Here is a 23,375-nt window from a genome sequence, read left to right as displayed (position 1 = left end):
GTCTCGTTGTCATTGGGTGGAAGGGGTGTCGAAGGTGACGCGCTGGTTCACGCGGTAGTGGGGCCAGTAGTCGGCCACAGCATAGTGCTGCGTGCTGCGGTTGTCCCAGATGGCGATGCCGCCCGCGTCCCATTGATGATGCACCATGAACTCCGGCTTCTTCAGCCAGTCCAGCAGGAAGGCGAGCACGCCGCGCGCCTCGTGCCGGTCCACGCCCGTGATGTGGCGCGTGAAATCGGCATTGACGAAGATGCACTTGCGGCCTGAATCGGGGTTGGTGCGCACCACGGGATGCGTCACGGGCTTGAACTGGCGCAGCGCCTCGAACAGCGCCTCCTCGCCCTTGCGGCCCAGGTACTCCCGGAAGCCCGATTCCTCCCAGGTATGGACTGCCTGCAGGCCTTCCAGGTACTGCTGCATGCCGGGCGAGAGCCAGTCATAGGCCTTGCTGGTGCTGGTCCAGCAGGTGTTGCCGCCGGCCGGTGGCGTGGTCACGATCTGGATCACGGTGCCCAGCGGCGGCTGCTGCTTCCAGCTGATGTCGGTGTGCCAGTTGTCAATGGCGGGCGGGCGGTCCTTGTCGGAGATGATCATCTCCACGTCGGGCATGCCGCTCTTGCGCTCGAAGTACGAGCCCTTGGACAGCGGGCCGAACACCTGCGCCAGCGCCACATGCTGCTCGGCCGTGATGGCCTGGGGCCGGAAGAAGATGACCTCGAAGTCGTACAGGGCCTGTCGCAGTTCTGCCTGCACCTCGGGGGACAGGGGCCGGGTCAGGTCCACGCCCTCGATCCAGGCCGCGAAGTTGGGCATGCGCGGCACGGGGCGGATGTGGTGGTAGCGGGCGTCGATGTCGATCAGCTGCATGGGGGCGGCATTGGCCATGGGGGTACTCCTTGGAGGAACGGATGGAAGGGGAGGAAGAGGAAGGAAGGTGGGGAGAGAGTGCTGGCGGGCTCACTGCCAGTGCAGCAGCCGCCTCTCGGCCCAGGACATGAAGCGCACCATGCCCACGCCCAGCAGGGCCAGCACCAGCAGCAGCGCCATGACGCCATTGATGTCGAAGGTGGAGCCCAGGTAGGCCAGGGTCTGGCCCAGGCCCTTTTCGCTGGCGATGATCTCGGTGCCCACCACGCCCAGCAGGGCATAGATCAATCCCAGCCGCAGGCCCGAGAAGATCACCGGGACGGCGCCGGGCAGCGTGACCTCGAAGAAGGTGGTGGCGGCGCTGGCGCCCAGGGTGCGGCACAGCGTGACGTGGTCTTGGCTGACGCCCCGCATGCCTGCCACCGTGGCCGACAGCACGATGAAGAAGGTCAGCGAGCAGCCCACGGCGATCTTGCTGCCCAGCCCCAGCCCGAACCACAGGATGAACAGGGGCGCCAGCGCGATGCGCGGCATCACGTTCAGCGCGTTGAAGTAGGGCTCCGCAAAGCGTTCGATGGCCGGCCAGCGCACGAAGGCCAGCCCCGTGGCGAAGGCGGCCACGCTGCCCAGCACGAAGGAGCAGGCCACGGCCGCCAGCGTCCAGCCCAGGTCGGACCAGAACCGGGCCGTGCCCGCATGGTTCCAGAGATAGGCGGCCACGCCGCTGGGCTGGCCGAAGAAGGTGGGGTCCAGCCAGCGGCGCGCGGCGGCCCATTCGGCCAGTCCCAGCACGAGACAGATGAACAGCGCATGCAGCGCCAGCCATTGCAGACGGTCAGCCTTCATGGTGCACCCATCCCGATTCGAGCTGCGACCACAGGGCCGCATAGAGTTCATGGAAGCGCGGCGACTTCTGCAGGTCGCGGATGGAGCGCGGGCGCGGCAGGTCTATGGGCAGGTCGGCGATGATGCGGCCCGGTCGCGAGGACATCACCACCACGCGGTCGGAGACGGCCACGGCCTCGGCCAGGTCGTGGGTCACGAACAGCACGCTGTGGCGGTGCTGCTGGCACAGGCGCAGCAGCAGGTCCTGCAGCTGCAGCTTGGTCTGCGCGTCCAGGGCGCCGAAGGGCTCGTCCATCAGCAGCAGCTGCGCGTCCAGCGCAAAGGTGCGCGCCAGCGCCGTGCGCTGGCGCATGCCGTGGGACAAGGCCTTGGGCAGGGCCTGCGCATGGTCGGCCAGGCCCACCTCCTGCAGCATGCGCAGTGCGCGCTCCGTGCTGTCGGCTGTGCCGACGCCGCGCACGCGCGCGCCGAAGGCGGCGTTCTCCAGCGCCGTGCACCAGGGCAGCAGGCTGTCGCGCGCCAGCATGTAGCCCACGCGGGAACTGCCCAGGCGCGGTGCCTCGCCCAGCACGCGCAGCGTGCCGGCGCCGGTGTGGGCCACCAGGCCTGCGCAGAGGTTGAGCAGACTGGTCTTGCCGCAGCCGCTGGGCCCGACCAGCGAGACGAATTCGCCCTCGGCCACCTGCAGCGCAATGTTGTCCAGCACCTGCGTGCGGCCGTCGAAGCTCAGCTGCAGGCCGTCGGCGGCAATGGCCTGCGGGGGCGGAAGGCGTGATCCATTGGGAGTCATGGCGAGCGCCTCCTTCACTGCACCAGCAGGGGCGCGGTGTCGATCAGCCGGCTGATCTGCCCCGTGCGCTGCAGGTAGCGGGCGGCGTGCTGCAATGCCCCGGGGACCACTGCGAACTGCATGGAAGGAATGGCGTTGCGCAGCGCCACTTCCAGGATCCGGTCGCCGCCGGGCGTGTTGATCCTGAAGCTGTCCTGCGCGACTTTGAGCAATGCATCGAAATGGGCCGGTTCGCGGGCATAGTCGGCCGCCTCGTTCATGGCGCGGCGCAAGCCCTCCACGGCCTGGGCGTTCTTGCGCAGGAAGTCGGCGCGCACCACCTGCAGCACGCCGGCGCCGTTGGTGTCCAACACCTCGGCGGGACCCTGGCCCCTGCGCGGATCGACGACGATGCGGCAGGCCTGGCTGACCTCGCAAAAGCCGTCCATGGGCGAGAACAGCATCAGGCCATCGACCTGTTTTTGCGCAATCGCCGGAAAGGCGGTGTTGGGCGATCCCACGGCGACGATGGTGACGTCGTCCGCCTTCATGCCCGCGCCCTGCAGCAGGCTCACGAGCTGGAACTCGGCCGCGCTGCCACGCGCCGTCACGCCGATGCGCCGGCCCCTGAAGTCCTGCATCACGGCGGGATAGCCCTGGGCGGCATGCGGGGTGGGCAGGGCCGACGAAGCCATGAGGAAGAACGTCGGCGCGCTGGCGCCGCTGCCGATCACCTTGAGGTCGGCGCCCTTGTTGACCGCCTGAAGCAGCACCTCGGGCGGTGTAAACGCCACGTCGAGGTCACCGGCCAGCAAGGTCTGCAGCGCCAGCGGCGCCTGCGGGATGGGGCGCAGTTCGCAGCGTATGCCGTGTTTCTCGCACAGTCCCCGCGCGTTGGCCACGCGCACCAGGAAATTGCCGATGCCGGGGTAGTCCTGGATACGCAGCGTGGGCGTCTGTGCCAGGGCTGCCTGGGTCGAGAGCAGGGCGAACACGAAGGCGGATACCAGGGCGAGCGTGGTGCGGATCATGGGGCGGGCTCCATACGTGTGGGTATGGGGCCGATTACAAGGACGGTGCTATGCGCCAATTGCCGCGAAAGGGACAATGGGCGGGTGAACACCAAGCTCGGTTCCCCCAACACCTCTTTGGCGCAGGCGCGCAGCGAGCGCTATCGCGTGGACCTGCTGGCCGAATTGCCGGCCGCATCGGCACGCGGGCTGCGGGCCATAGGCTCCAGGCGCCGCTACCGCGATGGACAGTTCGTGCAAAAGCGCGGCGATGCGGCCGACCATGCGCTGGTGCTGCTGTCAGGGCGCTTTCGTGTCGTGGCCTTCACCGTGGGCGGCACCGAGCGCATGACGCGCTGGCTGGAGGCCGGGGAGATCACCGGCATCAGCTCGGTGCTGGGCAATGCGCCTGTGCCCGTGGACCTGGTGGCCGATGGCGATGTCGAGGTGCTGGTCCTGCCGCGCCAGCCGCTGCTGGACTTCCTGGAGCGCGATGCGCCCGCATGCCTGGCTGTGGCGCGCCTGCTGAGCCTGCGCGTGAACGGGCTGCTGGACACCATCTTCATCAGTTCGGAGGACACGCTGCATGCCCGGGTCTGGGCCACCTTGCAGGTTCTGGCGGCAGAGAACGGCCAGCCCCTGCCCGGTGGCCGCACCCTGCTGCGCATATCGCAGGGTGATCTGTCGCATGTGGTGGGCGCCTCGCGCCAGCGCGTGAATGAGGAGCTGCGCAAGCTGCAGGCGGGCGGCAGCGTGCGTCTGGGCTATCGGTGGATCGAGGTGCTGGGCTGAGACAACTGCAGGCTCAGGTCCCGCCCACGTAGGGGTTGCTCTTGCGCTCGCGGCCGAAGCTGCTTTCGGGGCCGTGGCCCGGGATGAACACGGTCTGGTCGCCCATGGGCCACAGGCGCTGGACGATGCTGTCGATCAGCTGCTGGTGGTTGCCCTGGGGAAAGTCGGTGCGGCCGATGCTGCCCGCGAACAGCACGTCGCCCACGAAGGCGCGGTCGATCTGCGGCGCATGGAACACCACGTGGCCGGGCGTATGGCCGGGGCAGTGGCGCACCTGCAGCGTCTCCTGGCCGATGCTCACCGTGTCGCCATCGTGCAGCCAGCGCGTGGGCGTGAAGGGGTCCGAATGCGGGAAGCCGAACATGGCGCCCTGCTGGGGCAGGGCATCGATCCAGAACTGGTCTCCGGGATGGGGGCCGATGATGGGCAACTGCTGTGCATCGGCCAGCTCGCGCGTGCCGCCCGCATGGTCTATGTGGGCATGCGTGAGCCAGATGGCCTTGAGCGCCAGGCCCAGGCGCTCTATCTCCCAGCCGATCTGCTCCAGGTCGCCGCCCGGATCGATGACGGCGGCTTCCATGGTCTGGTCGCACCAGACCAGCGAGCAGTTCTGCTGGAAGGCGGTGACGGGGATGGTGTGGTACTGGAGCATGGGCGGCGTGGGTGCTTCTGGCGAAAGCGCCCATTATTCCCGCTCCTTCCCCTGATGGCAGCGCAGGGCCGCCCCGCTTGCGCCGTCAGGTGGTCGGCTGGCCGCATTGCCCGCAAAACCGCGCGCCGGCCGGATGGCTGGCGTTGCAGTTCCTGCAGGCCTGCGGCAGCACCGCGCCGCCACACTGCGGGCAAAAGCGCGAGCTGGCGGCAATGGATGCACGGCAGCCGGGGCAGACCGCCGCCACGGCTGCGGCACGGTATGCGCCGCCCCCGTGGTGGCCGCCGCGCGAATGATTTCCGAACAGTCTTTGCAAGAGTCCCATGGTGTATTCCTTCGCACTGCGCGGATGCGCCGCTGCAGTCGTTCAAAGGCGCATTGGGACACGGCAGCGGTCCGCCGGGCCGTGGATGGCGATCATTTAATGTGGCTGTCATCTCGTGGCAATCCAGGTCCTGTGACGGACAGGAGACAGCCTCGCGGGCAGACCCCGTGGCTGCGGCAACGCCGCCGTGTTACAAGCTAGCCGTGCCGCCAAGCCAGCCTGCCCCCGATGCAGGCACGCAAGGATTTTTTCGAGGATGGGCCGGGCCGCCACCTGCGCAATGCCGGGCGGGTACCGGCATCACGCGAGGGAGAACCGGTATGTTGATTGGCGTGCCTGCCGAGACCATGGCAGGAGAAACCCGGGTGGCTGCGACCCCCGAGACCGTCAAGAAGCTGCGTGCGCAAGGCCATGTGCTGCGCGTGCAGGCGGGGGCGGGAGTGGCGGCCAGCGTGCCCGATGCCTTGTACGAGGCAGCGGGCGCGGAGATCGTCGATGTGGCAGGCGCCCTGGGCGCCGACCTGGTGCTCAAGGTCCGTATCCCTTCGGAGGACGAGTTGCCCGGCATCCGCAAGGGCGCAACGCTGGTCGGCATGCTGGACCCGTTCCAGCCCGCAGGCCTGCAGCGCCTGGCCGATGCGGGAGTGACGGCCTATGCGCTGGAGGCGGCTCCGCGCACCACGCGTGCGCAGAGCATGGACGTGCTGTCCAGCCAGGCCAATATCGCGGGCTACAAGGCCGTGATGATCGCGGCCAACCAGTACCAGCGCTTCTTTCCCATGCTGATGACGGCGGCGGGCACGGTGAAGGCCGCGCGCGTCGTGGTGCTGGGCGTGGGCGTGGCCGGCCTGCAGGCCATCGCCACGGCCAAGCGCCTGGGCGCCGTGATCGAGGCCAGCGATGTGCGGCCCAGCGTGCGTGAGCAGGTCGAATCCCTGGGCGGCAAGTTCATCGACGTGCCCTACGAGACCGCCGAGGAAAAGGAGGCCGCCGAAGGCGTGGGCGGCTACGCGCGCCCCATGCCGCAAAGCTGGCTGGACCGCCAGAAGGCCGAGGTGGCCAAGCGCGTGGCCCAGGCCGACGTGGTCATCACCACGGCGCTGATCCCGGGCCGGCCCGCTCCCGTGCTGGTCACGGCCGAAATGGTGCAGGCCATGAAGCCCGGCGCCGTCATCGTGGACCTGGCGGCAGAGCGCGGCGGCAACTGCCCGCTGACCCAGGCCGGCATGACCGTGGTCACGCATGGCGTGACCATCGTGGGACTGACCAACCTGCCCGCCATGGTGGCGGCCGATGCCTCGGCCCTGTATGCACGCAATGTGCTCGATTTTCTCAAGCTCATCATCAACAAGGATGGCGCCCTGCATGTGGACATGGAGGACGACATCGTGGCCGCGTGCCTGATGGCCCATGAAGGCCAGCTGCGGAGGAAATGACATGGAAGCCGTATCCCCCACCATCATCCATCTCATCATCTTCGTGCTGGCCATCTACGTGGGCTACCACGTGGTGTGGACCGTCACGCCCGCGCTGCACACGCCGCTGATGGCGGTGACCAATGCCATCTCGGCCATCGTCATCGTCGGCGCTATGCTGGCGGCGGCGCTCACGGAAACGGGCCTGGGCAAGACCATGGGCGTGCTGGCCGTGGCGCTGGCCGCGGTCAACGTGTTCGGCGGCTTCCTGGTCACGCGGCGCATGCTGGAGATGTTCCGCAAGAAAGAGCGCAAGAGCGCTCCGGCCAAGGACGGCAAGGACGCCAAGGCGGAGGGCCAGTCATGAGCATGAACCTCGTCACGTTGCTCTACCTGGTGGCCAGCGTCTGCTTCATCCAGGCGCTCAAGGGGCTGTCGCATCCCACCACCTCCATACGCGGCAACCTGTTCGGCATGGCCGGCATGGTGATCGCCGTGCTGACCACGGCGGCGCTCATCGTGCAGCTGGCCGGCGGCAACGCCCTGGGCCTGGGCTGGGTGCTGCTGGGCCTGCTGGTCGGCGGCACGGCCGGTGCGGTCATGGCCCAGCGCGTGGAGATGACCAAGATGCCCGAGCTGGTGGCCTTCATGCACAGCATGATCGGCCTGGCGGCGGTGTTCATCGCCGTGGCCGCCGTGGCCGAGCCCTGGGCCTTTGCCATCACGGCCAAAGGCGGCGCCATCCCGGGCGGCAACCGCGTGGAGCTGGCGCTGGGCGCCTTCATCGGCGCCGTGACCTTCACGGGCTCGGTGATCGCCTTCGGCAAGCTCAGCGGCAAGTACAAGTTCCGCCTGTTCCAGGGCGCGCCCGTGCAGTTCAAGGGCCAGCATGCGCTCAACGCCGTGCTGGGGCTGGCAGCGGCCTTCTTCGTCTTCGGCTTCTGGCACAGCCAAAGCTGGATGGACATCGTGCTGGTCATCGCCCTGGGCCTGCTGCTGGGCGTGCTGCTGATCATTCCGATCGGCGGCGCGGACATGCCGGTGGTCGTGTCCATGCTCAACAGCTACTCGGGCTGGGCGGCGGCGGGCATCGGCTTCTCGCTGAACAACAGCATGCTGATCATTGCGGGATCGCTGGTGGGCAGCTCGGGCGCCATCCTGAGCTACATCATGTGCAAGGCCATGAACCGCTCGTTCTTCAGCGTGATCCTGGGCGGCTTCGGCGGCGAGGCCACCAGCGCGGCGGCAGGCTCCCAGCAGCAGCGCAACGTGAAAAGCGGCAGCGCCGACGATGCGGCCTTCGTCCTGGGCAATGCCGAGACCGTGGTCATCGTGCCCGGCTACGGCCTGGCCGTGGCGCGTGCCCAGCACGCGGTCAAGGAGCTGGCCGACAAGCTCACCGAACGGGGCGTGACCGTGAAGTACGCCATCCACCCGGTGGCGGGCCGCATGCCGGGCCACATGAACGTGCTGCTGGCCGAGGCCGAGGTCCCCTACGACCAGGTCTTCGAGATGGAGGACATCAACAGCGAGTTCGGCCAGGCCGACGTGGCCATCATCCTGGGCGCCAACGACGTGGTGAACCCCGCCGCACACGTCAAGGGCAGCCCCATCTACGGCATGCCCATCCTGGAGGCCTACAAGGCCAAGACGGTGATCGTCAACAAGCGCTCCATGGCGGCCGGCTATGCGGGCCTGGACAACGAGCTGTTCTACATGGACAAGACCATGATGGTCTTCGGCGACGCCAAGAAGGTGGTGGAGGACATGGGCAAGGCGCTGGAGTGAGGCGTGCGCCCGGGCTGAAGTCCGAGGAGGGCAGGGCCCAAGCCCTGGCCTCCTTGAAAACGATCTTGGGTCAGCCCCCGGACCGGGTCAGCAATTCGTCCAGCGCATCGGCGATGGCTTGGCCTTCATGCTCCAGTGAGGCCACCACTTCACCCAATTGATCCAGGGCGACTGAAACCATGTCCAGGGCATGCAGGACGACCGGCACGCCTTCAATGACAAACACAGGATTCATCCTCGCACCCACGGTTGGAGTGCCGCGCGGCAGCAGATTCTGCCGAACCAGTGGAACCACGACGCGACGGCGGTAGCGGTCAAACAGCGAGGACTGGACCACGACGACGTAGGGAATCGAGTCGCGCAAGGCTCCCTTGTTGCGATGAACGTCGAATTGCGCCACTAGAGCGTCGAGTGCTCGTCTGCGAACGAACCCACCGCGATGTTGACCGCGTTCCAGTCGCTGGCGCAGGCGTCGGCAAGCCGTTGGCGCTCACGCTGTGCGCCCTCCTGCCTGGCAACGTATTCGGCCAGCAGGGATTCCATGGTGGCCGAGAGATTGTCGGTATAGGCCTTGGCCTGCGTCACCAGATCTGCATTGATCGTGAGATGGATTGGCCGCTTGGCGCTGGAGACAGCAATGGATTTCATCTCGGAACCCTCAGATAAAGATCATGCGCACAGTGTCTGTATGAGAGCGCGACGAGTCAAACCGCCGCGACCCAAGGCCCTGCTTGAACGTCTCACACCTTCATGTCATAGCCGATGGTGACCGGCGCATGGTCCGAGAACTTCACATCCTTGTAGATGTGCTCGGTGCGAGCCAGTGCGGCGGTGGCCGGGGTGGCCAGGTGGTAGTCCAGGCGCCATCCCACGTTGTTGGCATAGGCCTGGCCGCGGTTGCTCCACCATGTGTAGCAGGCGTCCGTGGTGTCGGGCTGGAGCAGGCGATAAACGTCCACAAGACCGCCCGTGGGATCAGTTTTGTGTAACAACTTTGTCATCCACTCGCGCTCTTCGGGCGTGAAACCGCTGTTTTTCTGGTTGCTGCGCCAGTTCTTGAGGTCGATCTGCTGGTGGGCGATGTTGATGTCGCCGCACAGGATGAACTCGCGCTCGCCCTTCATGCGCATCAGGTGATCGTGCATTTCGGCCAGAAAGCGGAACTTGGCCGTCTGGCGCAGTTCGCCCGAGCTGCCGCTGGGAAAGTAGGCGCTGATGATGGACAGCTTGCGCGCGGGCGTGTCGAAGCGCGCCTCCACGTAGCGGCCCTCGGCGTCGAATTCGTGCGAGCCGAAGCCGACCACGACATCGCTGGGCTCGTGGCGGCTGTAGACGCCCACGCCCGAGTAGCCTTTCTTCTCGGCGTAGTGGAAGTGGCCGCGCAGGCCGGCCAGCAGCTCGAAGCGTCCGGTCATGTCGGCGGCCTGGGCCTTGATTTCCTGCACGCAAATACAATCCGGCGCAGTGGCCTCGATCCAGGCTTCGACGCCCTTGGTCGAGGCCGAGCGGATGCCGTTGAGGTTGAGGCTGGTCAATTTGAACAAGGATGAATCCATGGTGGTGAGTAATCTGCAGGCCGATGACACAGGCCGTCTGGCGCAGGAATTTGTGCAATTCGCCGTTGACGCAGGGGTGCTGCGTTTCGGCGAGTTCAAGACCAAGGCCGGGCGCATGAGCCCGTACTTCTTCAATGCCGGCCTGTTCGATGACGGCGGCAAGATGGGCCGTCTCGCCGAATTCTATGCAAAAGCCATCGCGGCCAGCGGCATCGAGTTCGACATGATCTTCGGCCCCGCCTACAAGGGCATCCCGCTGGCCGCCACCGTGGCCGTGGAGCTGGCCCGCATGGGCCTGAACAAGCCCTTTGCGTACAACCGCAAGGAAGCCAAGGACCATGGCGAGGGCGGGACCCTGGTGGGCGCGCCCCTCAAGGGCCGCGTGCTGATCGTGGACGACGTGATGAGCGCCGGCACGGCAGCGCGCGAGTCCATCGCCATCATCCGCGCCGCAGGCGCCACGCCGCATGCCGTGGCGATCGCGCTGGACCGCCAGGAAATGGCCACCGAGAATGGCCAGGACGTGCCCCACAGCGCCGTGCAGTACGTGCGCAACCAGCTGGGCATGCAGGTCTGCACCATTGCAAAACTGGCAGACTTATTGCTTTATCTTGAGATTCAAGGTGGCAGCGAAGGCAGCGGCCACCATGAGCGCGTGCTGGCCTACCGCCAGCGTTACGGAGTCAACGACAAGGAATAAGGGTTTGATGAACAAGGCGTTGCATGCACGGTTCCTGTGGTGCGCCCTGGCTGGTGCCACGGTTGGCCCTGCCTGCGCCCTGGATGCCGGCGTGCCGGCCGGCATCTATGCATGCACCGACGCCAAGGGCCGGCGCCTGACGGCAGACCGCCCGATTGCCGAATGCGTGGACCGCGACCAGCGTGTGCTGGGCAGCTCCGGTGTGGAGCTGCGCCGCGTCGGCCCCACGCTGACCGACAACGAGCGCGCCGAGCTCGATGCCCAGCGCCGCCGCGAGCAGGCCGAACAGCGCCGTGTGCGCGAGGAGCGCTCGCGCGAGCGCGCCCTGATTGCGCGCTATCCCAACCAGGCCGCGCACGACGCCGAACGCGCCGAGGCCCTGTCGCAGACCGACCAGGTCGCCAACCTGGCGCGCCAGCGCATACAGGAGCTGCAGGCCCAGCGCGTCAAGATCGATGGCGAGATGGAGTTCTACCGCAAGGACCCGTCCAAGGCCCCCGCCTCCCTGCGCCGCCAGCTCGATGAAAACCGCAGCAGCCAGGAGGAGCAGCAGCGCTTCATCCAGCAGCAGGAGCAGGAAAAAAGCCGCATCAACCAGCGCTTCGATGCCGAGCTCGTGCCGCTGCGTGCGCTGTGGAGCGCGGCCGCCGCCGCTGCGGCTCCCACGGGACGCTGAGCGGCCCTTGCCCCCTGTCTTTCCCGTCTGGCGCGAACGGCCTGTCGCACGCCCGGTGCGCGTGAATCGGATTCGTCCTGCAAGCGCTGCCATTGCGGCGGTCTAGGCTGTCACTACATTCCCGGCCACGGATTTTCCCGGGCCCTCAAGGCCTGGCTGCTGGTGTGCGCTGCAGCCACAGGTGCCGGGCCGCCGCGAGAAGGGAGCATGCATGACGGCATGGCGATGGTTGACGGTGCTGTGGCTGTGGGCCGCCGGTGCCTGGCTGGCCTGGGGAGGCGCCCAGCTGCTGTGGGCCGGGGGCAGCGGCTACTACGTGGTGGCAGGTGTGCTGCTGTTGGCCGTGGGCCTGGGCGTGGCGCGCCGTTCGGCTGCGGCGCTGTGGCTGTTTGCGCTGTGGCTGCTGTGCACCGCGCTGTGGGCGGTCTGGGAGATAGGGCTGGACTGGTGGCCGCTGGCGGGGCGCCTGGGGGTGCCCTGGTTGATGGGCCTGCTGCTGGTGCTGCCCTGGTCGGTGCGTGCGCTGCGCCATGAGCCCGACATGGGCCAGAACCGGGGCCTGGCACCAGCCCATGCGGCGCTGGCTCTGGTGGTGCTGGGCACGGCCATTCTTGCGGGCCTGTCATTCGGGCGCCAGCGCGATGCCCATGAAACCCAGGGCCAGTTTGCGGGCGCGGCCGCCGCCGCGTCGGACCTGCCGGCCGACGGCCAGGTCACGGCCGTGCAGAACATGTCCATGGTGGCCTCCGATGCCGGTGGCCTGCGCAGCCCGCCGGTGCTGCAGGGCGATGCCACCGATGCCGTGCCTGATGGCGAGTGGCATGCCTATGGCCGCACCGGAGCGGGCCAGCGCTATTCGCCGCTGCGCCAGATCGGCCCGCACAACGTGCGGCTGCTGCAATTGGCCTGGGAGTTCCGCACGGGCGATGTGCGCGGCAAACCCGGCGATCCCGAAGAAACCACGTTCGAGGTCACGCCGCTGAAGATCGGCGAGCGCCTGTTCCTGTGCACGCCCCACCAGTCGGTGATTGCGCTCGATGCCACCACGGGCAAGCAGCTGTGGCGGCGCGACCTGCCCATGCCCAAGGGGCTGGCGCTGCAGCATCTGACCTGCCGGGGCCTGTCCTACCAGTCGGCGCAGGCGGCCGCGCAGTTCGATGCGGCGGCAGGGCAGACGCATTCGGCGGTGGCGCCGGCTGCAAGGAAGCCCGGCGCGCAGGCCATGCCTGCACCCACCGCCGCATCCACGGCTTCGGCTTCTGCAGCCCCTGGCGATGACGGCCGCTGCACTGCCAAGCTGTTCATGGCCACGGCCGACGGCAAGGTGGTCGCGCTCAATCCCGCAGATGGCCAGACCTGCAGCAATGTGGCGGGCGGCCAGGGCCAGATCGACCTCTGGCAGGGCATGCCCGAGCGCAAGCCGGGCTCGTACTACTCGACCTCGCCGGTGGTGGTGGCGCGCGACCGCATCATCGTGGGGGGCACGGTGCTGGACAACCATTCCACGCGCGAGCCTTCGGGCGTGATCCGTGCGTTCGACATCCGCTCCGGCGCGCTGCTGTGGGCCTGGGACCCGGGGCGGCCAGGCAACAGCACGCCGCTGCCCCCGGGGCAGACCTATGTGCCCAGCTCGCCCAACAGCTGGTCCATCTCCAGCGTGGACGAGACGCTGGGCCTGGTCTTCGTGCCCATGGGCAATGCGCCGCCCGACCAATGGGGCGGACGGCGCAGCGCCGAGGCCGAGCAGTATTCGTCCTCGGTGGTGGCGCTGGACATTGCCACGGGCGCCGTGCGCTGGGTGTTCCAGACCGTGCACCACGATCTCTGGGACTACGACGTGCCCTCGCAGCCCAGCCTGATCGACCTGGAGATCGGCGGCCACAGCGTGCCCGCCCTGGTGCAGCCCACCAAGCAGGGCGAGCTGTTCGTGCTGGACCGGCGCACGGGCCAGCCGCTGCTGCCCGTCACCGAGGTGGCTGCGCCGCAGGGCGCGGCACGCGGCGACCGCACGGCGCCCACGCAGCCGCATTCGCAACTGAGCTTCAACCCCCCGGCCCTGACCGAGCGCGACATGTGGGGCGCCAGCCCCTTCGAGCAACTGTGGTGCCGGCTGGCCTTTCGCCGCCTGCGCTACGAGGGGCGCTTCACGCCGCCCTCGGAGCAGGGCTCGCTGATCTATCCGGGCAACTTCGGCGTCTTCAACTGGGGCGGCGTGGCCGTGGACCCGCGCCGGCAGGTGGTGTTTGCCACGCCCACGCGGCTGGCCTTCGTCTCCACCCTGGTGCCGCGTGCGGACGATACCTCGCTGCTGGTGCAGGATGGCGGCCCGCCCAAGGACGGCCTGCCCGCGCTCAACGAAAACTTCGGCGCACCGTTTGCGGTGCGGCTCAAGCCCTTTGTCTCGCCGCTGGGCATTCCCTGCCAGGCGCCGCCCTGGGGCTTTGTGGCGGGTGCCGACCTGCGCACGGGCCAGATCGTCTGGCAGCGCCGCAACGGCACGCCGCGTGACCTGAGCCCGCTGCCGCTGGGCTTTCGCATGGGCGTGCCCGGCATTGGCGGCCCGGTGATGACCGCGGGCGGCGTGGCCTTCTACTCGGGGGCACTGGACAACTATGTGCGCGCCTATGACGTGGACAGCGGCCGCCAGCTCTGGCAGGACCGCCTGCCCGCAGGCGGCCAGGCCACGCCCATGACCTATCTGGGCACGGATCAGCGCCAGTACCTGGTGGTGGTGGCGGGTGGGCATGGTTCGACGGGAACCAAGGCCGGGGACAGCGTGCGCGCCTATGTGCTGCCCAAGGAGGTGGCGGCGCCCTGAGCGCTCGCACCGTGGGGTCAGCGCCGGCTCATGCCGATCCGGCCCGGCCCAGCATGCGCAGCACGCGCGTGACCAGCAGCGCGGCCACCCAGGCCAGTCCGCCGAGCAGAAACGGCAGGCGCAGCAGCGCGCCTTGCTGGGCGAACAGCATCAGCGCGTCGGCCTTCCACAGCACGGCATAGCCCGTGTACAGGCCGTAGGCCAGCCAGGCCAGGGCGCCCAGGGCGAACAGGGCCGCCATGCGCCGGGCGCTGCGGCCATCGCGCGAATCCGCGGGCAGGGCGCGCGTGCCGTGCCAGACCCAGCCGATGGAGGCGAGCACCAGCAAGGCGCTGGCTGCCACGGACAGCTGCAGCCAGGTATGGGGAGAGAGTGAGGACATCAAAAGGAAACTGCGCGCCGGCACCGTGCCGGCCGCAGCGAGTGTAGCGGCGCCGTGCTTTGCGCCGCCTGCGCGCTCAGGCCGGCTGCCAGACGGTGGCGCCGTGGCCCTGGCCGCCGCTTCCGGGCACGGCATGGATGCCCAGCACGGCCGCGTGGCGCTGCAGCAGGGCGTCGAATTGCTCGGTGCTTTCCGCCGTGGCCGGAGCGTCGTCGTATTCGCTGGCCACCTGGTCCGTGGTGAAGGAGCTGGCGCCGAACTTCTGGACGATGTTGCGCAGCTTGTCGAGATTGGGGCTGGTGGATGGGGTCATGGCAACTCCTTGGGGTCATGGACGCCTGCTGCGCCGCAGGCCTGTGGACCAGTGTAGCCCCGGGGCCTGGGCAGGCCATCCGGGGCATCCCCGCAAAGCGGCGTAGGACTTGGAACCCGCCGTCAGCCGCCCGTGGCCACGGGGCCGGCGCTCAGCACTTCAGCCAGCGGCTTGCGGGGCGAGGGCACCTCGCGCTCGCGCAGATCGTCGGGCAGGGTGGCCGCATCGCCGCGCCAGCCCACGGCGATCACCACCTCGGGCTCCAGGTGCTCGGGCAGGCGCAGCACCTCGCGTGCGGCGTCGGCCGAGAAGCCGCCCATGGCGTGCGTGGCCAGGCCCATGGCGTGGGCTTCCAGCGCCAGGTAGCCCCAGGCGCAGCCCGCGTCGAAGCTGTGCTTGCCGGGCGAGGCCTGGCGGTCGGACATCAGCACGATCAGCGCGCCCGCCTCCAGGCACCAGCGGCGGTTGAACTCGTTGGGAATGGTGCTGAAGGCCTGCCAGTTCGCATCGCCGCGCAGCGCATAGGCAAAGTGCCAGGGCTGCTTGTTGCTGGCCGAAGGCGCCCAGCGCGCGGCGTCGGCCAGTTGCTCGATCTGGGCCTGGCTCAGTGCCTCCGGCTTGAAGGCGCGCGGCGACATGCGGCCCAGGAATTGCGGATGGATGGGGGTGGTGGTGTTGCGTGTCATGCGGATGGGCGGCAAGCAGAAAGGAAAGCGGCAACGATAGCGCAAGGCCTCAGGGCTGGCGCGGTGCCTGGCCATGCTGCTGGCTGATCACGCGCAGGTGGCGCTCCATGCGGATGAAGACCAGCACCATCACCACCAGCACGAGGAATGACATCAGCATGCTCCAGAAGGCCGTCTCCACGGCGCCGAAGCGCTCCTTCCAGGAGCTGCTGCCGTGGCTGTCCTCGCCGCGCAGCGCGCGCGCCGCATTGTCCAGGGACAGCGTGTAGTTCAGCAGCACCGTGGACAGGATCTGCTGGGCCGTCTGCGCCTGCAGCCGCGGCTCCAGGGCGGCATTGCCGAAGACCTGCTCCAGCGCGGCGGGCAGGCCCTGCACATAGGCCGCATAAGCGCCCTTGCCGTGCTCCAGCTCGGCGGCCTGGGCGCGCTCATGGATGGCGGCGGCGGTATCCACGGGCTCGACCATCCAGCCGTCCTCCTCGCCGGTGGAGGCGGCTGCGGCAGCCGCTGCGTCGGCCGCCGCATCCACGGCCCCGGCATCGCCTTCGCGCTGCCCGCGCTCCTGGATGCGGCGCTGCACATCGGCCTCGGACGGCAGGGCGTCGCCTTGCAGCAGCGGGTGCAGCGGCGCCAGGCCCCGGGCCTGGTTGTCCCGTTCGGTGCGCTCGCGCCGCGCGGGATCCTTGTTCACGTAGGCGCGCACCAGGGCGTCGGCCTTCTGGAAGGCGGGGCGCAGCGCCGGATCGGCCAGGCGCTTTTCCATGGCGGGTTCGCCGCCGCCCGCGCCCAGGTCGCGGCTGGTTTCGTCCACGACGAACTGCAGGTCGGGCCTGGCGTCCTTCCAGTTCAATTCCTGGGCCACGGCCTGGGGCGCCTCGGCCTTGCCGGGCCTGAAGCTCTCCCAGGTCCACAGTGCCATGCCCACCAGCACGAGCAGGGAGAACACCAGCAGCACCACGCGCACCACCTGCACCAGCAGGTCCTCGATCCTGCGCAGCATGTTTGTAATCATCGGAATCCTCGGTTGGTTCGTAAAACAAGGGCGTGTCCGGCCCGCCTGCAGGCCTGTTCTGTTGCTATTGATTTGAAAGCGCCGGACACAGACGCGCGAATTCTAGGAAGGCTGCCGCGCACGGGCGCACCGGTTCTCAATGTTTTACATTTCGCGCCAATCTCGAAGTGTGCATGTGCTCCCGTTGCATGCGCCGTTCTGCAATGAGCGCCTGCCGAATGGCGGGGCGTTCATGGCCGCAGGGCGCATGGTTCTCCCGCTTGCGGGCGCGCGGGCTTTGGGCCTACCGGCTGTAGCGGCTTCCCGAATCCGCTGTAATGCTCGCTCTGATTTCTGACTGACTAGAGAGGGCTCGCCCATGACCAAAACGTCGCTGGATAAATCGAAGATCAAGTTCCTGCTGCTCGAAGGCATCCATCCTTCCGCACTCGAAGTGCTGCGCAATGCGGGCTACACCAATGTGGAGACCGTGACGGGCGCGCTGGAAGGCGAGGAGCTCAAGCGCAAGATCGCCGACGTGCACTTCGTCGGCATCCGTTCGCGCACGCAGCTGACGGCCGACGTGTTTGCCGCCGCGCAAAAGCTCGTGGCCGTGGGCTGCTTTTGCATCGGCACCAACCAGGTGGACCTGGACGCGGCGCGCGAGCGCGGCGTGGTGGTCTTCAACGCGCCTTACTCCAATACGCGCTCGGTGGCCGAGCTGGTGCTGGCCGAAGCCATCCTGCTGCTGCGCGGCGTGCCTGCCAAGAACGCCTCCGCCCACCGCGGCGGCTGGCTCAAGAGCGCCGAGAATTCCTACGAAATCCGCGGCAAGACGCTGGGCATCGTGGGCTACGGCTCCATCGGCACCCAGCTGTCGGTGATGGCCGAGTCGGTGGGCATGCAGGTGCTGTTCCATGACGTGTCCACCAAGCTGCCGCTGGGCAATGCGCGCCAGGCCGCATCGCTGGCCGATCTGCTGGCCGGCAGCGACATCGTCACCCTGCACGTGCCCGAGCTGCCCTCCACCCAGTGGATGATCGGCGCCAAGGAAATCGCGGCCATGAAGCCCGGCGCCATCCTGATCAATGCCTCGCGCGGCACCGTGGTGGAAATCGAGCCGCTGGCCAAGGCCCTGAAGGCCGGCAAGCTGCTGGGTGCCGCCATCGACGTGTTCCCCACCGAGCCGCGCAGCAACAAGGATGAATTCGTCTCGCCCCTGCGCGGCCTGGACAACGTCATCCTGACCCCGCACGTGGGCGGCTCCACCATGGAGGCCCAGGCCAACATCGGCCTGGAAGTGGCCGAGAAGCTGGTCAAGTACAGCGACAACGGCACCACCACCTCGGCGGTGAACTTCCCCGAAGTGGCGCTGCCCGCCCACCCCGGCCAGAACCGCATCCTGCACGTGCACCACAACCAGCCCGGCGTGCTGTCGGCCATCAACCAGGTGTTTGCCGAGAACGGCATCAACATCGCCGGCCAGTACCTGCGCACCGACGAGAAGGTGGGCTATGTGGTGATCGACCTGGCGGCCCAGTCCTCGGGTCTGGCCGTGGAAAAGTTGACCCAGGTTCCGGGCACCATCCGCTGCCGCGTGCTGTTCTGATGGCCAGGTTTCAGGAAGCTGCGCTTGGGCGCACTTCCTGAAACTGGCGCATTGCCGGGTCGCCCTGTCTGCCCGGCTGCAGCAGCAGCCGCATCAGATCCGTGCGCGTGATCAGGCCGGTCAGCCGGCCTTCGCGCATCACGGGAATGCAGGGCACGCTGTGCCGGGCCAGGGCGTCCAGCAGCTGGCCCACGGGCGTGTCTTCGTCCACGCTGAGTTCAGGCGCATGAACCAGCTGGGGCAGCTCCGACAGGCGGGGCGCGGCCCGTGTCTTGCCGGGCAGGCGCTGGCCCAGCCAGTTCAACAAAGAAGGTTTTGCCGCAGATTCGGCCGGGCGCACGGGGCTCATCCACAGCCACTCGTACAGCTCGGCACGGGAGACCGTGCCGGCCAGGCCGCCATCGGCGTCCAGCACCGGCAGGCTCTTGGCCGGGTGCGCGCGAAAGCGTGCGGCCACGGCGTGCACGTCGTCGTCCATGGAGCAGCTCACGGGATCGCGCGTCATCAGCTGGGCGCAGCGCACGCCGCCCAGGCGGTGCTCGATGGCGGTTTCCTCGGCGGCGGCCAGCAGCTCGGCCAGGTCATCGGCTTCCAGGTTGTTTTCCTGGCCGAAGCGCAGCAGCAGCCCCTCCAGATCGGCATGGGACAGGCCCAGGCGCGAGGCATGGCGGTGGGCCGCATCGGCGGGCGCGGCCTTGGGCGCCGTGTCGGCATGGTGGGGATAGCGCCGGCCCGTGGCGCGGTGGAGCGCCGTGGCCGCCAGGACCAGCCCCAGTGTCAGCGCGCCCACGGGCAGGAAGGGCAGCATCCAGCCGGCGGCCAGCGAGGCCTTGGCGTTGAGCACCGTCAGCAGGGCCATGGCGCCACCCGGCGGATGTAGCGAGCGCGTCAGCAGCATGCAGCCTATGGCGCCACCCACGGCCAGCGCAGGGGCCAGCTGGGGCGGGCACCACTGCAGCACGAACAGGGCCCAGAGCGCCGACACCGTATTGCCCACCACGCAGGACCAGGGCTGGGCCAGCGGGCTGGTGGGCACGGCGAACAACAGGACGGCCGTGGCACCCAGTGGCGCGAACAGGCGCAGGGGAAGATCCCAGGTGCCCGCATGCGCCAGCCAGACCAGGGCCGTGGCCAGCCCCATGCCCACGATGGAGCCCATGGCCACGCGCCACATGTCCGCAGGCGCGGGGCGTGGCACCACCGGCCCCCATGCTTTTCTGTTCCAGCCCATGGCCTTGTTGTCTTTTTGTCTTTGCCTGCACGGCCCCGGGGAGGGCTGCAAAAGCGCGTCATTTTAGGAAGGGACGCCACTCTTGCTGGCAGCATGGGCTTTGCACTGCCTTGGTGCAAATCTGGAAGATTCAGTCCACCACGGACTGGTACACGCCCTCGCGCATCACCCAGCGGTAGGGAATGCGCTGGGCCATGGACTGCATCATGAGGATGGCGAACAAATCCTCCTTCGGATCCACCCAGAAGAAGGTGCCGTAGATGCCGCTCCATGAAAAGTCGCCCACGCTGCCCGGCAGCGGGTTGAGGCCGGGCGCCGTGCGCACCGCAAAGCCCAGGCCGAAGCCCTGGCCCACCTCGGGCGAGGGCAGCTGGGCGCCGAAGTACGCCATGTCCGGCCCCATGCGCACGCTGGCGGGCAGGTGGTTGGTGGTCATCAGCTCCACGGTCTTGCGCGAGACCAGGCGCACGCCGTCCAGCGTGCCGCCGTTGCACCAGAACAGGCACAGCCGCGCATAGTCGGCCATGGTCGAGACCATGCCGCCGCCGCCCGACTCGAACATCATGGCGCGCGTGACCGGGGGGATGGGCGGCATCTGTTTCTGCGGCCCTTCGGGCTGGGGCCGGGCGGCCCGTGCGATCTCGCTGTCGGGTGCATGAAAGCCCGTGTCGGCCATGCCCAGCGGCCCCGTGATGTGCTCGCGCACGAAGGCGGCCAGCGTCTGGCCGCTGACCACCTCGACCACGCGGCCCAGCACGTCGGTGGACATGCCGTATTCCCAGGTCTCGCCGGGCTGGGCCACCAGCGGCAGCTGCGCGAGCTTGGTGATGAACTGCGCATTGGTGAACTTGCCGCTGAACAGGCCCGCATCCAGGTACATCTTCTTGATGGGGTGTTCGGTGCCGGCGAATCCGTAGGGAATGCCGGAGGTGTGGCGCAGCAGGTCCTGCAGCGTGATGGAGCGTGCCAGCGGCGCGCGCTCCAGGCCCACGCGCAGCGCGGCCAGCTCGGGCAGGTACTGCTCCACAGGCTCGATGATGGACAGCCGCCCCTGCTCGGCCAACATCATGATGGCCAGCGAGGTGATGGGCTTGCTCATGGAGGCGATGCGGAAGATGGCATCGGGCCGCATGGCCGTGCCGGCCTCGGGGTCCAGCAGGCCGAAGCTCTCCAGGTAGGCCAGCTTGCCGCGCCGTGCCACCAGGGCCACGGCGCCCGGGATCTCGCCGGTGTCCACGCCGCGCTGCAGACGGGCCGACAGGCGCGCCAGGCGCGCGCTGCCCAGGCCCACGGTTTCAGGGGAGTCGGCCCAGGGCAGGCCGGGGATGTGCAGGCGGTCGGTGCTGGCGGTCATGGAGTCTCCTGTGGTGTGCGCCGATTGTTCCGGCAGATGGCCTGGTGCGCTGTTGGCTGCGGGACAGCGGCGTGCGGGTGCAGCGGGCATGCCGCCGCTAAACTGGCCCGCAGGAGACAACGACACCATGAAGCAGATCATTCTGGCCGCCGCCGCCTGCGCGGCCGCCGCCTTTGCCATGCCGGCCAGCGCCGCCTATCCCGACAAGCCCATCCGCCTGGTCGTGCCCTTCCCGCCCGGGCAGGCCACGGACATCTTTGCGCGCGCGCTGGCGGAAAAGCTCGCCCAGAAGCTGGGCCAGCCGCTGGTGGTGGAGAACAAGGCCGGGGCCGGCAGCAACATCGGCAGCGAGCAGGTGGTGCGCAGCCCGGCCGACGGCTACACGCTGCTCGTGGCCGGCAGTGCCATGGCCGTGAACCAGACGCTGTACAAGAAGGTGAATTTCGACCCGCGCACCGACCTGGTGGGCATCACGCTGATCGCCAAGGTGCCGCTGGTGTTCCTGGCGCACCCGGGTGCTGGCATCCAATCCATGAAAGATCTGGTGGACAAGGCGCGTGCCGAGCCGGGCCGCTGGAACTACGCCAGCGCCGGCATCGGCGGCACCCAGCACCTGAGCGCCGAGATGGTCAAGGCGCGCGCCAAGATACAGATAGAGCACATCCCCTACAAGGGCAGCGGCCCCGCGCAGGCGGACTTCGTGGGCGGCCAGGTGCCGCTGATGGTGGATTCGGTGACGGCCGCCCTGCCCAATATCCAGGCGGGCAAGGCGGTGCCGCTGGGTGTGACCTCCAGCGCCCGCTCCAGCCAGCTGCCCGAGGTGCCGGCCATTGCCGAATCGGGCCTGCCCGAGTTCCGGGGCTTCGAGGCCGTGGGCTGGCTGGGCCTGATGGCCCCCAGGGGCACGCCGCAGGAAGTGATCGACCGGCTCAACCGCGAGGCCGTGGCCATTCTGCGCAGCCCCGAGATGCGCAAGTTCATCAGCGACCGGGGATCGGAGGCTGCACCCACCACGCCCCGGGAGATGGATGCCTTCGTGGCCTCGGAGATCACGCAGTGGGGCCAGGCCGTGCGGCAATCAGGCGCCTCGGTGGATTGAGGCAGGCGCCCCCCGGAGCGCGTGGGGGCGCCCGCTGCGGCCGGTCAGGCCAGCTTGGCCTTGAGCAGCTCGTTGACCTGCGCCGGGTTGGCCTTGCCCTTGGAAGCCTTCATGACCTGGCCGACCAGGGCGTTGAAGGCCTTGTCCTTGCCTGCGCGGTACTGCTCCACGTTGGCCGGGTTGGCGGCGATCACCTCGTCGATGATCTTCTCCATGGCGCCCGTGTCGTTCATCTGCTTGAGGCCCTTGGCCTCGATGATGGCATCGACATCGCTGCCTTCACCGCTCCACAGCGCCTCGAAGACCTGCTTGGCGGCGTTGTTGGAGATGGTGCCGTCGCCGATGCGCTGGATCAGCGCGGCCAGCTGGGCGCTGGAGACCTTGGCGGCCTCCATGCCGATTTCCTCGGTGTTCAGGCGGCGCGAGATCTCGCCCATGATCCAGTTGCTGGCCAGCTTGGGCGCATTGCAGGCCCGGGCCGTGTCCTCGAAGTAGGCGGCCATGGCCTGGCTTTGCGTCAGCGTGGTGGCGTCGTACTCGGGCAGGGCGTACTGCTCGACAAAGCGCGCGGCCATGGCGCGCGGCAGTTCGGGCATGTCGGCCCTGACCTGTTCCACCCACTCGGGCGCGACCACCAGCGGCGGCAGGTCCGGGTCGGGGAAGTAGCGGTAGTCGGCCGCGTCTTCCTTGGTGCGCATGGAGCGCGTCTCGCCCGTGTCGGGGTCGAACAGCACGGTGGCCTGCTGGATGCGGCGGCCGTCCTCGATTTCCTCGATCTGCCAGCGGATCTCGTAGTCGATGGCCAGCTGCATGTTCTTGAAGCTGTTGAGGTTCTTGATCTCGCGGCGCGTGCCCAGCGGCTGGCCGGGCTTGCGCACGGAGACGTTGGCGTCGCAGCGGAAGCTCCCTTCCTGCATGTTGCCGTCGCAGATGCCGATCCAGGTCACGATCTGGTGCAGCGTCTTGGCGTAGGCCACGGCTTCTTCCGTGCTGCGGATGTCGGGCTCGGTCACGATCTCCAGCAGCGGCGTGCCGGCGCGGTTCAGATCGATGCCCGACTGGCCGATGAAGTCCTCGTGCAGCGACTTGCCGGCGTCTTCCTCCAGGTGGGCGCGCACCAGGTGGATGGTCTTCTTCTCGTCGCCGAGGAAGAAGGACACTTCGCCGCCCTGGACCACGGGAATCTCGAACTGCGAGATCTGGTAGCCCTTGGGCAGGTCGGGGTAGAAGTAGTTCTTGCGCGCGAAGATGCTGCGCGGCGCAATGTGCGAGCCCAGCGCCAGGCCGAGCCGGATGGCGCACTCGACGGCCTTTTTGTTCATCACCGGCAGCGTGCCGGGCAGCGCCATGTCCACGGCGCAGGCCTGGGTGTTGGGCTCGGCGCCGAAGGCGGTGCTGGCGCGGCTGAAGATCTTGGACTGGGTGGCCAGCTGGGCGTGGGTCTCGAAGCCGATGACGACTTCATAGCCCTGGATGAGTTTCGCGGTCATGGGGTC

25 protein-coding genes are annotated in these 23,375 nt (G+C 68.2%); 9 read left to right on the top strand and 16 right to left on the bottom strand.

The window, feature by feature from the left end; all coding sequences use genetic code 11:
* Nucleotides 1-9: 9 nt before the first annotated feature.
* The 4 genes from AC57B5_RS19085 to AC57B5_RS19070 all read right to left on the bottom strand — a co-directional run bounded on the left by AC57B5_RS19085 (nucleotide 10) and on the right by AC57B5_RS19070 (nucleotide 3,513).
* A complete protein-coding gene (locus tag AC57B5_RS19085; protein WP_016448570.1) occupies nucleotides 10-885 on the bottom strand; it encodes a TauD/TfdA dioxygenase family protein in 876 nt (291 codons plus the stop codon).
* 72 nt (nucleotides 886-957) lie between these two features.
* Nucleotides 958-1,713 carry an ABC transporter permease gene (locus AC57B5_RS19080; protein WP_013800204.1) on the bottom strand — a complete coding sequence of 252 codons (756 nt, stop codon included), beginning with the start codon at nucleotides 1,711-1,713 and terminating at the stop codon, nucleotides 958-960.
* A complete protein-coding gene (locus AC57B5_RS19075) occupies nucleotides 1,703-2,503 on the bottom strand; it encodes an ABC transporter ATP-binding protein (RefSeq protein ID WP_065347701.1) in 801 nt (266 codons plus the stop codon). Before AC57B5_RS19075 ends, AC57B5_RS19080 begins: the two co-directional genes overlap by 11 nt.
* Before the next feature lie 14 nt (nucleotides 2,504-2,517).
* On the bottom strand, nucleotides 2,518-3,513 hold the full coding sequence (locus tag AC57B5_RS19070; protein WP_496400137.1) for an ABC transporter substrate-binding protein: 996 nt from the start codon (nucleotides 3,511-3,513) through the stop codon (nucleotides 2,518-2,520).
* 84 nt (nucleotides 3,514-3,597) lie between these two features.
* Between AC57B5_RS19070 and AC57B5_RS19065 the strand changes: the two genes are divergently transcribed.
* Complete coding sequence (locus AC57B5_RS19065) at nucleotides 3,598-4,284, top strand: Crp/Fnr family transcriptional regulator (protein ID WP_013800207.1); 687 nt, start codon at nucleotides 3,598-3,600, stop codon at nucleotides 4,282-4,284.
* 13 nt (nucleotides 4,285-4,297) lie between these two features.
* Here AC57B5_RS19065 and AC57B5_RS19060 read toward each other — a convergent pair whose 3' ends face one another.
* A complete protein-coding gene (locus tag AC57B5_RS19060; protein ID WP_012202273.1) occupies nucleotides 4,298-4,936 on the bottom strand; it encodes an MBL fold metallo-hydrolase in 639 nt (212 codons plus the stop codon).
* 85 nt (nucleotides 4,937-5,021) lie between these two features.
* Nucleotides 5,022-5,261 carry a zinc ribbon domain-containing protein gene (locus tag AC57B5_RS19055; protein ID WP_013800208.1) on the bottom strand — a complete coding sequence of 80 codons (240 nt, stop codon included), beginning with the start codon at nucleotides 5,259-5,261 and terminating at the stop codon, nucleotides 5,022-5,024.
* Between the two features lie 320 nt (nucleotides 5,262-5,581).
* Between AC57B5_RS19055 and AC57B5_RS19050 the strand changes: the two genes are divergently transcribed.
* Genes AC57B5_RS19050 through AC57B5_RS19040 form a run of 3 tightly spaced genes read left to right on the top strand, consistent with a single transcriptional unit; the run spans nucleotide 5,582 to nucleotide 8,464 of the window.
* Nucleotides 5,582-6,697 (top strand): Re/Si-specific NAD(P)(+) transhydrogenase subunit alpha, encoded by a 1,116-nt coding sequence (locus AC57B5_RS19050; protein WP_012202275.1) that lies wholly within the window; start codon nucleotides 5,582-5,584, stop codon nucleotides 6,695-6,697.
* Nucleotide 6,698: 1 nt separating this feature from the next.
* Complete coding sequence (locus AC57B5_RS19045) at nucleotides 6,699-7,043, top strand: NAD(P) transhydrogenase subunit alpha part 2 (protein ID WP_012202276.1); 345 nt, start codon at nucleotides 6,699-6,701, stop codon at nucleotides 7,041-7,043.
* Nucleotides 7,040-8,464, top strand: coding sequence for an NAD(P)(+) transhydrogenase (Re/Si-specific) subunit beta (locus AC57B5_RS19040; protein WP_012202277.1), 1,425 nt, complete (start codon nucleotides 7,040-7,042; stop codon nucleotides 8,462-8,464). Before AC57B5_RS19045 ends, AC57B5_RS19040 begins: the two co-directional genes overlap by 4 nt.
* 70 nt (nucleotides 8,465-8,534) lie before the next feature.
* Here the strand turns inward: AC57B5_RS19040 and AC57B5_RS19035 are convergent, their stop codons facing one another.
* The 3 genes from AC57B5_RS19035 to AC57B5_RS19025 all read right to left on the bottom strand — a co-directional run bounded on the left by AC57B5_RS19035 (nucleotide 8,535) and on the right by AC57B5_RS19025 (nucleotide 10,008).
* Entirely contained in the window at nucleotides 8,535-8,864 is a 330-nt protein-coding gene (locus AC57B5_RS19035; RefSeq protein WP_043791081.1) for a CcdB family protein, read from the bottom strand.
* On the bottom strand, nucleotides 8,864-9,112 hold the full coding sequence (locus tag AC57B5_RS19030; protein ID WP_043791083.1) for a type II toxin-antitoxin system CcdA family antitoxin: 249 nt from the start codon (nucleotides 9,110-9,112) through the stop codon (nucleotides 8,864-8,866). The genes AC57B5_RS19035 and AC57B5_RS19030 overlap by 1 nt, the downstream gene beginning before the upstream one ends.
* A gap of 92 nt (nucleotides 9,113-9,204) precedes the next feature.
* On the bottom strand, nucleotides 9,205-10,008 hold the full coding sequence (locus AC57B5_RS19025) for an exodeoxyribonuclease III (RefSeq protein ID WP_013800210.1): 804 nt from the start codon (nucleotides 10,006-10,008) through the stop codon (nucleotides 9,205-9,207).
* 10 nt (nucleotides 10,009-10,018) lie between these two features.
* Here AC57B5_RS19025 and pyrE point away from each other — a divergent pair, with 10 nt between their 5' ends.
* The 3 genes from pyrE (at nucleotide 10,019) to AC57B5_RS19010 (ending at nucleotide 14,214) form a co-directional block, all read left to right on the top strand.
* Entirely contained in the window at nucleotides 10,019-10,720 is a 702-nt protein-coding gene (gene pyrE / locus AC57B5_RS19020; protein ID WP_013800211.1) for an orotate phosphoribosyltransferase, read from the top strand.
* Nucleotides 10,721-10,727: 7 nt separating this feature from the next.
* The gene (locus AC57B5_RS19015; RefSeq protein WP_097204544.1) at nucleotides 10,728-11,396 is read left to right on the top strand and encodes a DUF4124 domain-containing protein; all 669 of its coding nucleotides are present in this window, start codon (nucleotides 10,728-10,730) and stop codon (nucleotides 11,394-11,396) included.
* A 211-nt stretch (nucleotides 11,397-11,607) separates the two neighbouring features.
* Nucleotides 11,608-14,214 carry a membrane-bound PQQ-dependent dehydrogenase, glucose/quinate/shikimate family gene (locus AC57B5_RS19010; protein WP_496400136.1) on the top strand — a complete coding sequence of 869 codons (2,607 nt, stop codon included), beginning with the start codon at nucleotides 11,608-11,610 and terminating at the stop codon, nucleotides 14,212-14,214.
* Between the two features lie 28 nt (nucleotides 14,215-14,242).
* Here the strand turns inward: AC57B5_RS19010 and AC57B5_RS19005 are convergent, their stop codons facing one another.
* The 4 genes from AC57B5_RS19005 to AC57B5_RS18990 all read right to left on the bottom strand — a co-directional run bounded on the left by AC57B5_RS19005 (nucleotide 14,243) and on the right by AC57B5_RS18990 (nucleotide 16,607).
* A complete protein-coding gene (locus AC57B5_RS19005; protein WP_496400135.1) occupies nucleotides 14,243-14,596 on the bottom strand; it encodes a hypothetical protein in 354 nt (117 codons plus the stop codon).
* A gap of 76 nt (nucleotides 14,597-14,672) precedes the next feature.
* Complete coding sequence (locus AC57B5_RS19000; protein WP_013800215.1) at nucleotides 14,673-14,909, bottom strand: hypothetical protein; 237 nt, start codon at nucleotides 14,907-14,909, stop codon at nucleotides 14,673-14,675.
* A 122-nt stretch (nucleotides 14,910-15,031) separates the two neighbouring features.
* The gene (locus AC57B5_RS18995; RefSeq protein WP_034397858.1) at nucleotides 15,032-15,595 is read right to left on the bottom strand and encodes a nitroreductase family protein; all 564 of its coding nucleotides are present in this window, start codon (nucleotides 15,593-15,595) and stop codon (nucleotides 15,032-15,034) included.
* A 49-nt stretch (nucleotides 15,596-15,644) separates the two neighbouring features.
* Nucleotides 15,645-16,607, bottom strand: coding sequence for a hypothetical protein (locus AC57B5_RS18990; protein ID WP_012202285.1), 963 nt, complete (start codon nucleotides 16,605-16,607; stop codon nucleotides 15,645-15,647).
* A 358-nt stretch (nucleotides 16,608-16,965) separates the two neighbouring features.
* Here AC57B5_RS18990 and serA point away from each other — a divergent pair, with 358 nt between their 5' ends.
* Entirely contained in the window at nucleotides 16,966-18,195 is a 1,230-nt protein-coding gene (gene serA, locus AC57B5_RS18985) for a phosphoglycerate dehydrogenase (RefSeq protein WP_496400134.1), read from the top strand.
* Nucleotides 18,196-18,205: 10 nt separating this feature from the next.
* On the opposite strand, the gene AC57B5_RS18980 is transcribed toward serA, so the two are convergent.
* Together AC57B5_RS18980 and AC57B5_RS18975 are read right to left on the bottom strand one after the other, a co-directional pair.
* Nucleotides 18,206-19,426, bottom strand: coding sequence for an HPP family protein (locus AC57B5_RS18980; protein WP_496400133.1), 1,221 nt, complete (start codon nucleotides 19,424-19,426; stop codon nucleotides 18,206-18,208).
* A 130-nt stretch (nucleotides 19,427-19,556) separates the two neighbouring features.
* A complete protein-coding gene (locus AC57B5_RS18975) occupies nucleotides 19,557-20,780 on the bottom strand; it encodes a serine hydrolase (RefSeq protein ID WP_492386182.1) in 1,224 nt (407 codons plus the stop codon).
* A 127-nt stretch (nucleotides 20,781-20,907) separates the two neighbouring features.
* On the opposite strand from AC57B5_RS18975, the gene AC57B5_RS18970 reads away from it, so the two are divergent.
* Nucleotides 20,908-21,879: a tripartite tricarboxylate transporter substrate binding protein gene (locus AC57B5_RS18970; RefSeq protein ID WP_448676125.1), complete on the top strand. Its 972-nt coding sequence runs from the start codon at nucleotides 20,908-20,910 to the stop codon at nucleotides 21,877-21,879.
* 44 nt (nucleotides 21,880-21,923) lie between these two features.
* Here the strand turns inward: AC57B5_RS18970 and gatB are convergent, their stop codons facing one another.
* Nucleotides 21,924-23,369 carry an Asp-tRNA(Asn)/Glu-tRNA(Gln) amidotransferase subunit GatB gene (gatB, locus tag AC57B5_RS18965; protein WP_496400132.1) on the bottom strand — a complete coding sequence of 482 codons (1,446 nt, stop codon included), beginning with the start codon at nucleotides 23,367-23,369 and terminating at the stop codon, nucleotides 21,924-21,926.
* Nucleotides 23,370-23,375: the final 6 nt, after the last annotated feature.

It is taken from the genome of Delftia sp. BGA-UO-ETr-SB1, from assembly GCF_059567865.1.
The sequence above is the reverse complement of the archived record's forward strand: the minus strand, read 5'-3'. Positions and strand labels throughout refer to the sequence as shown.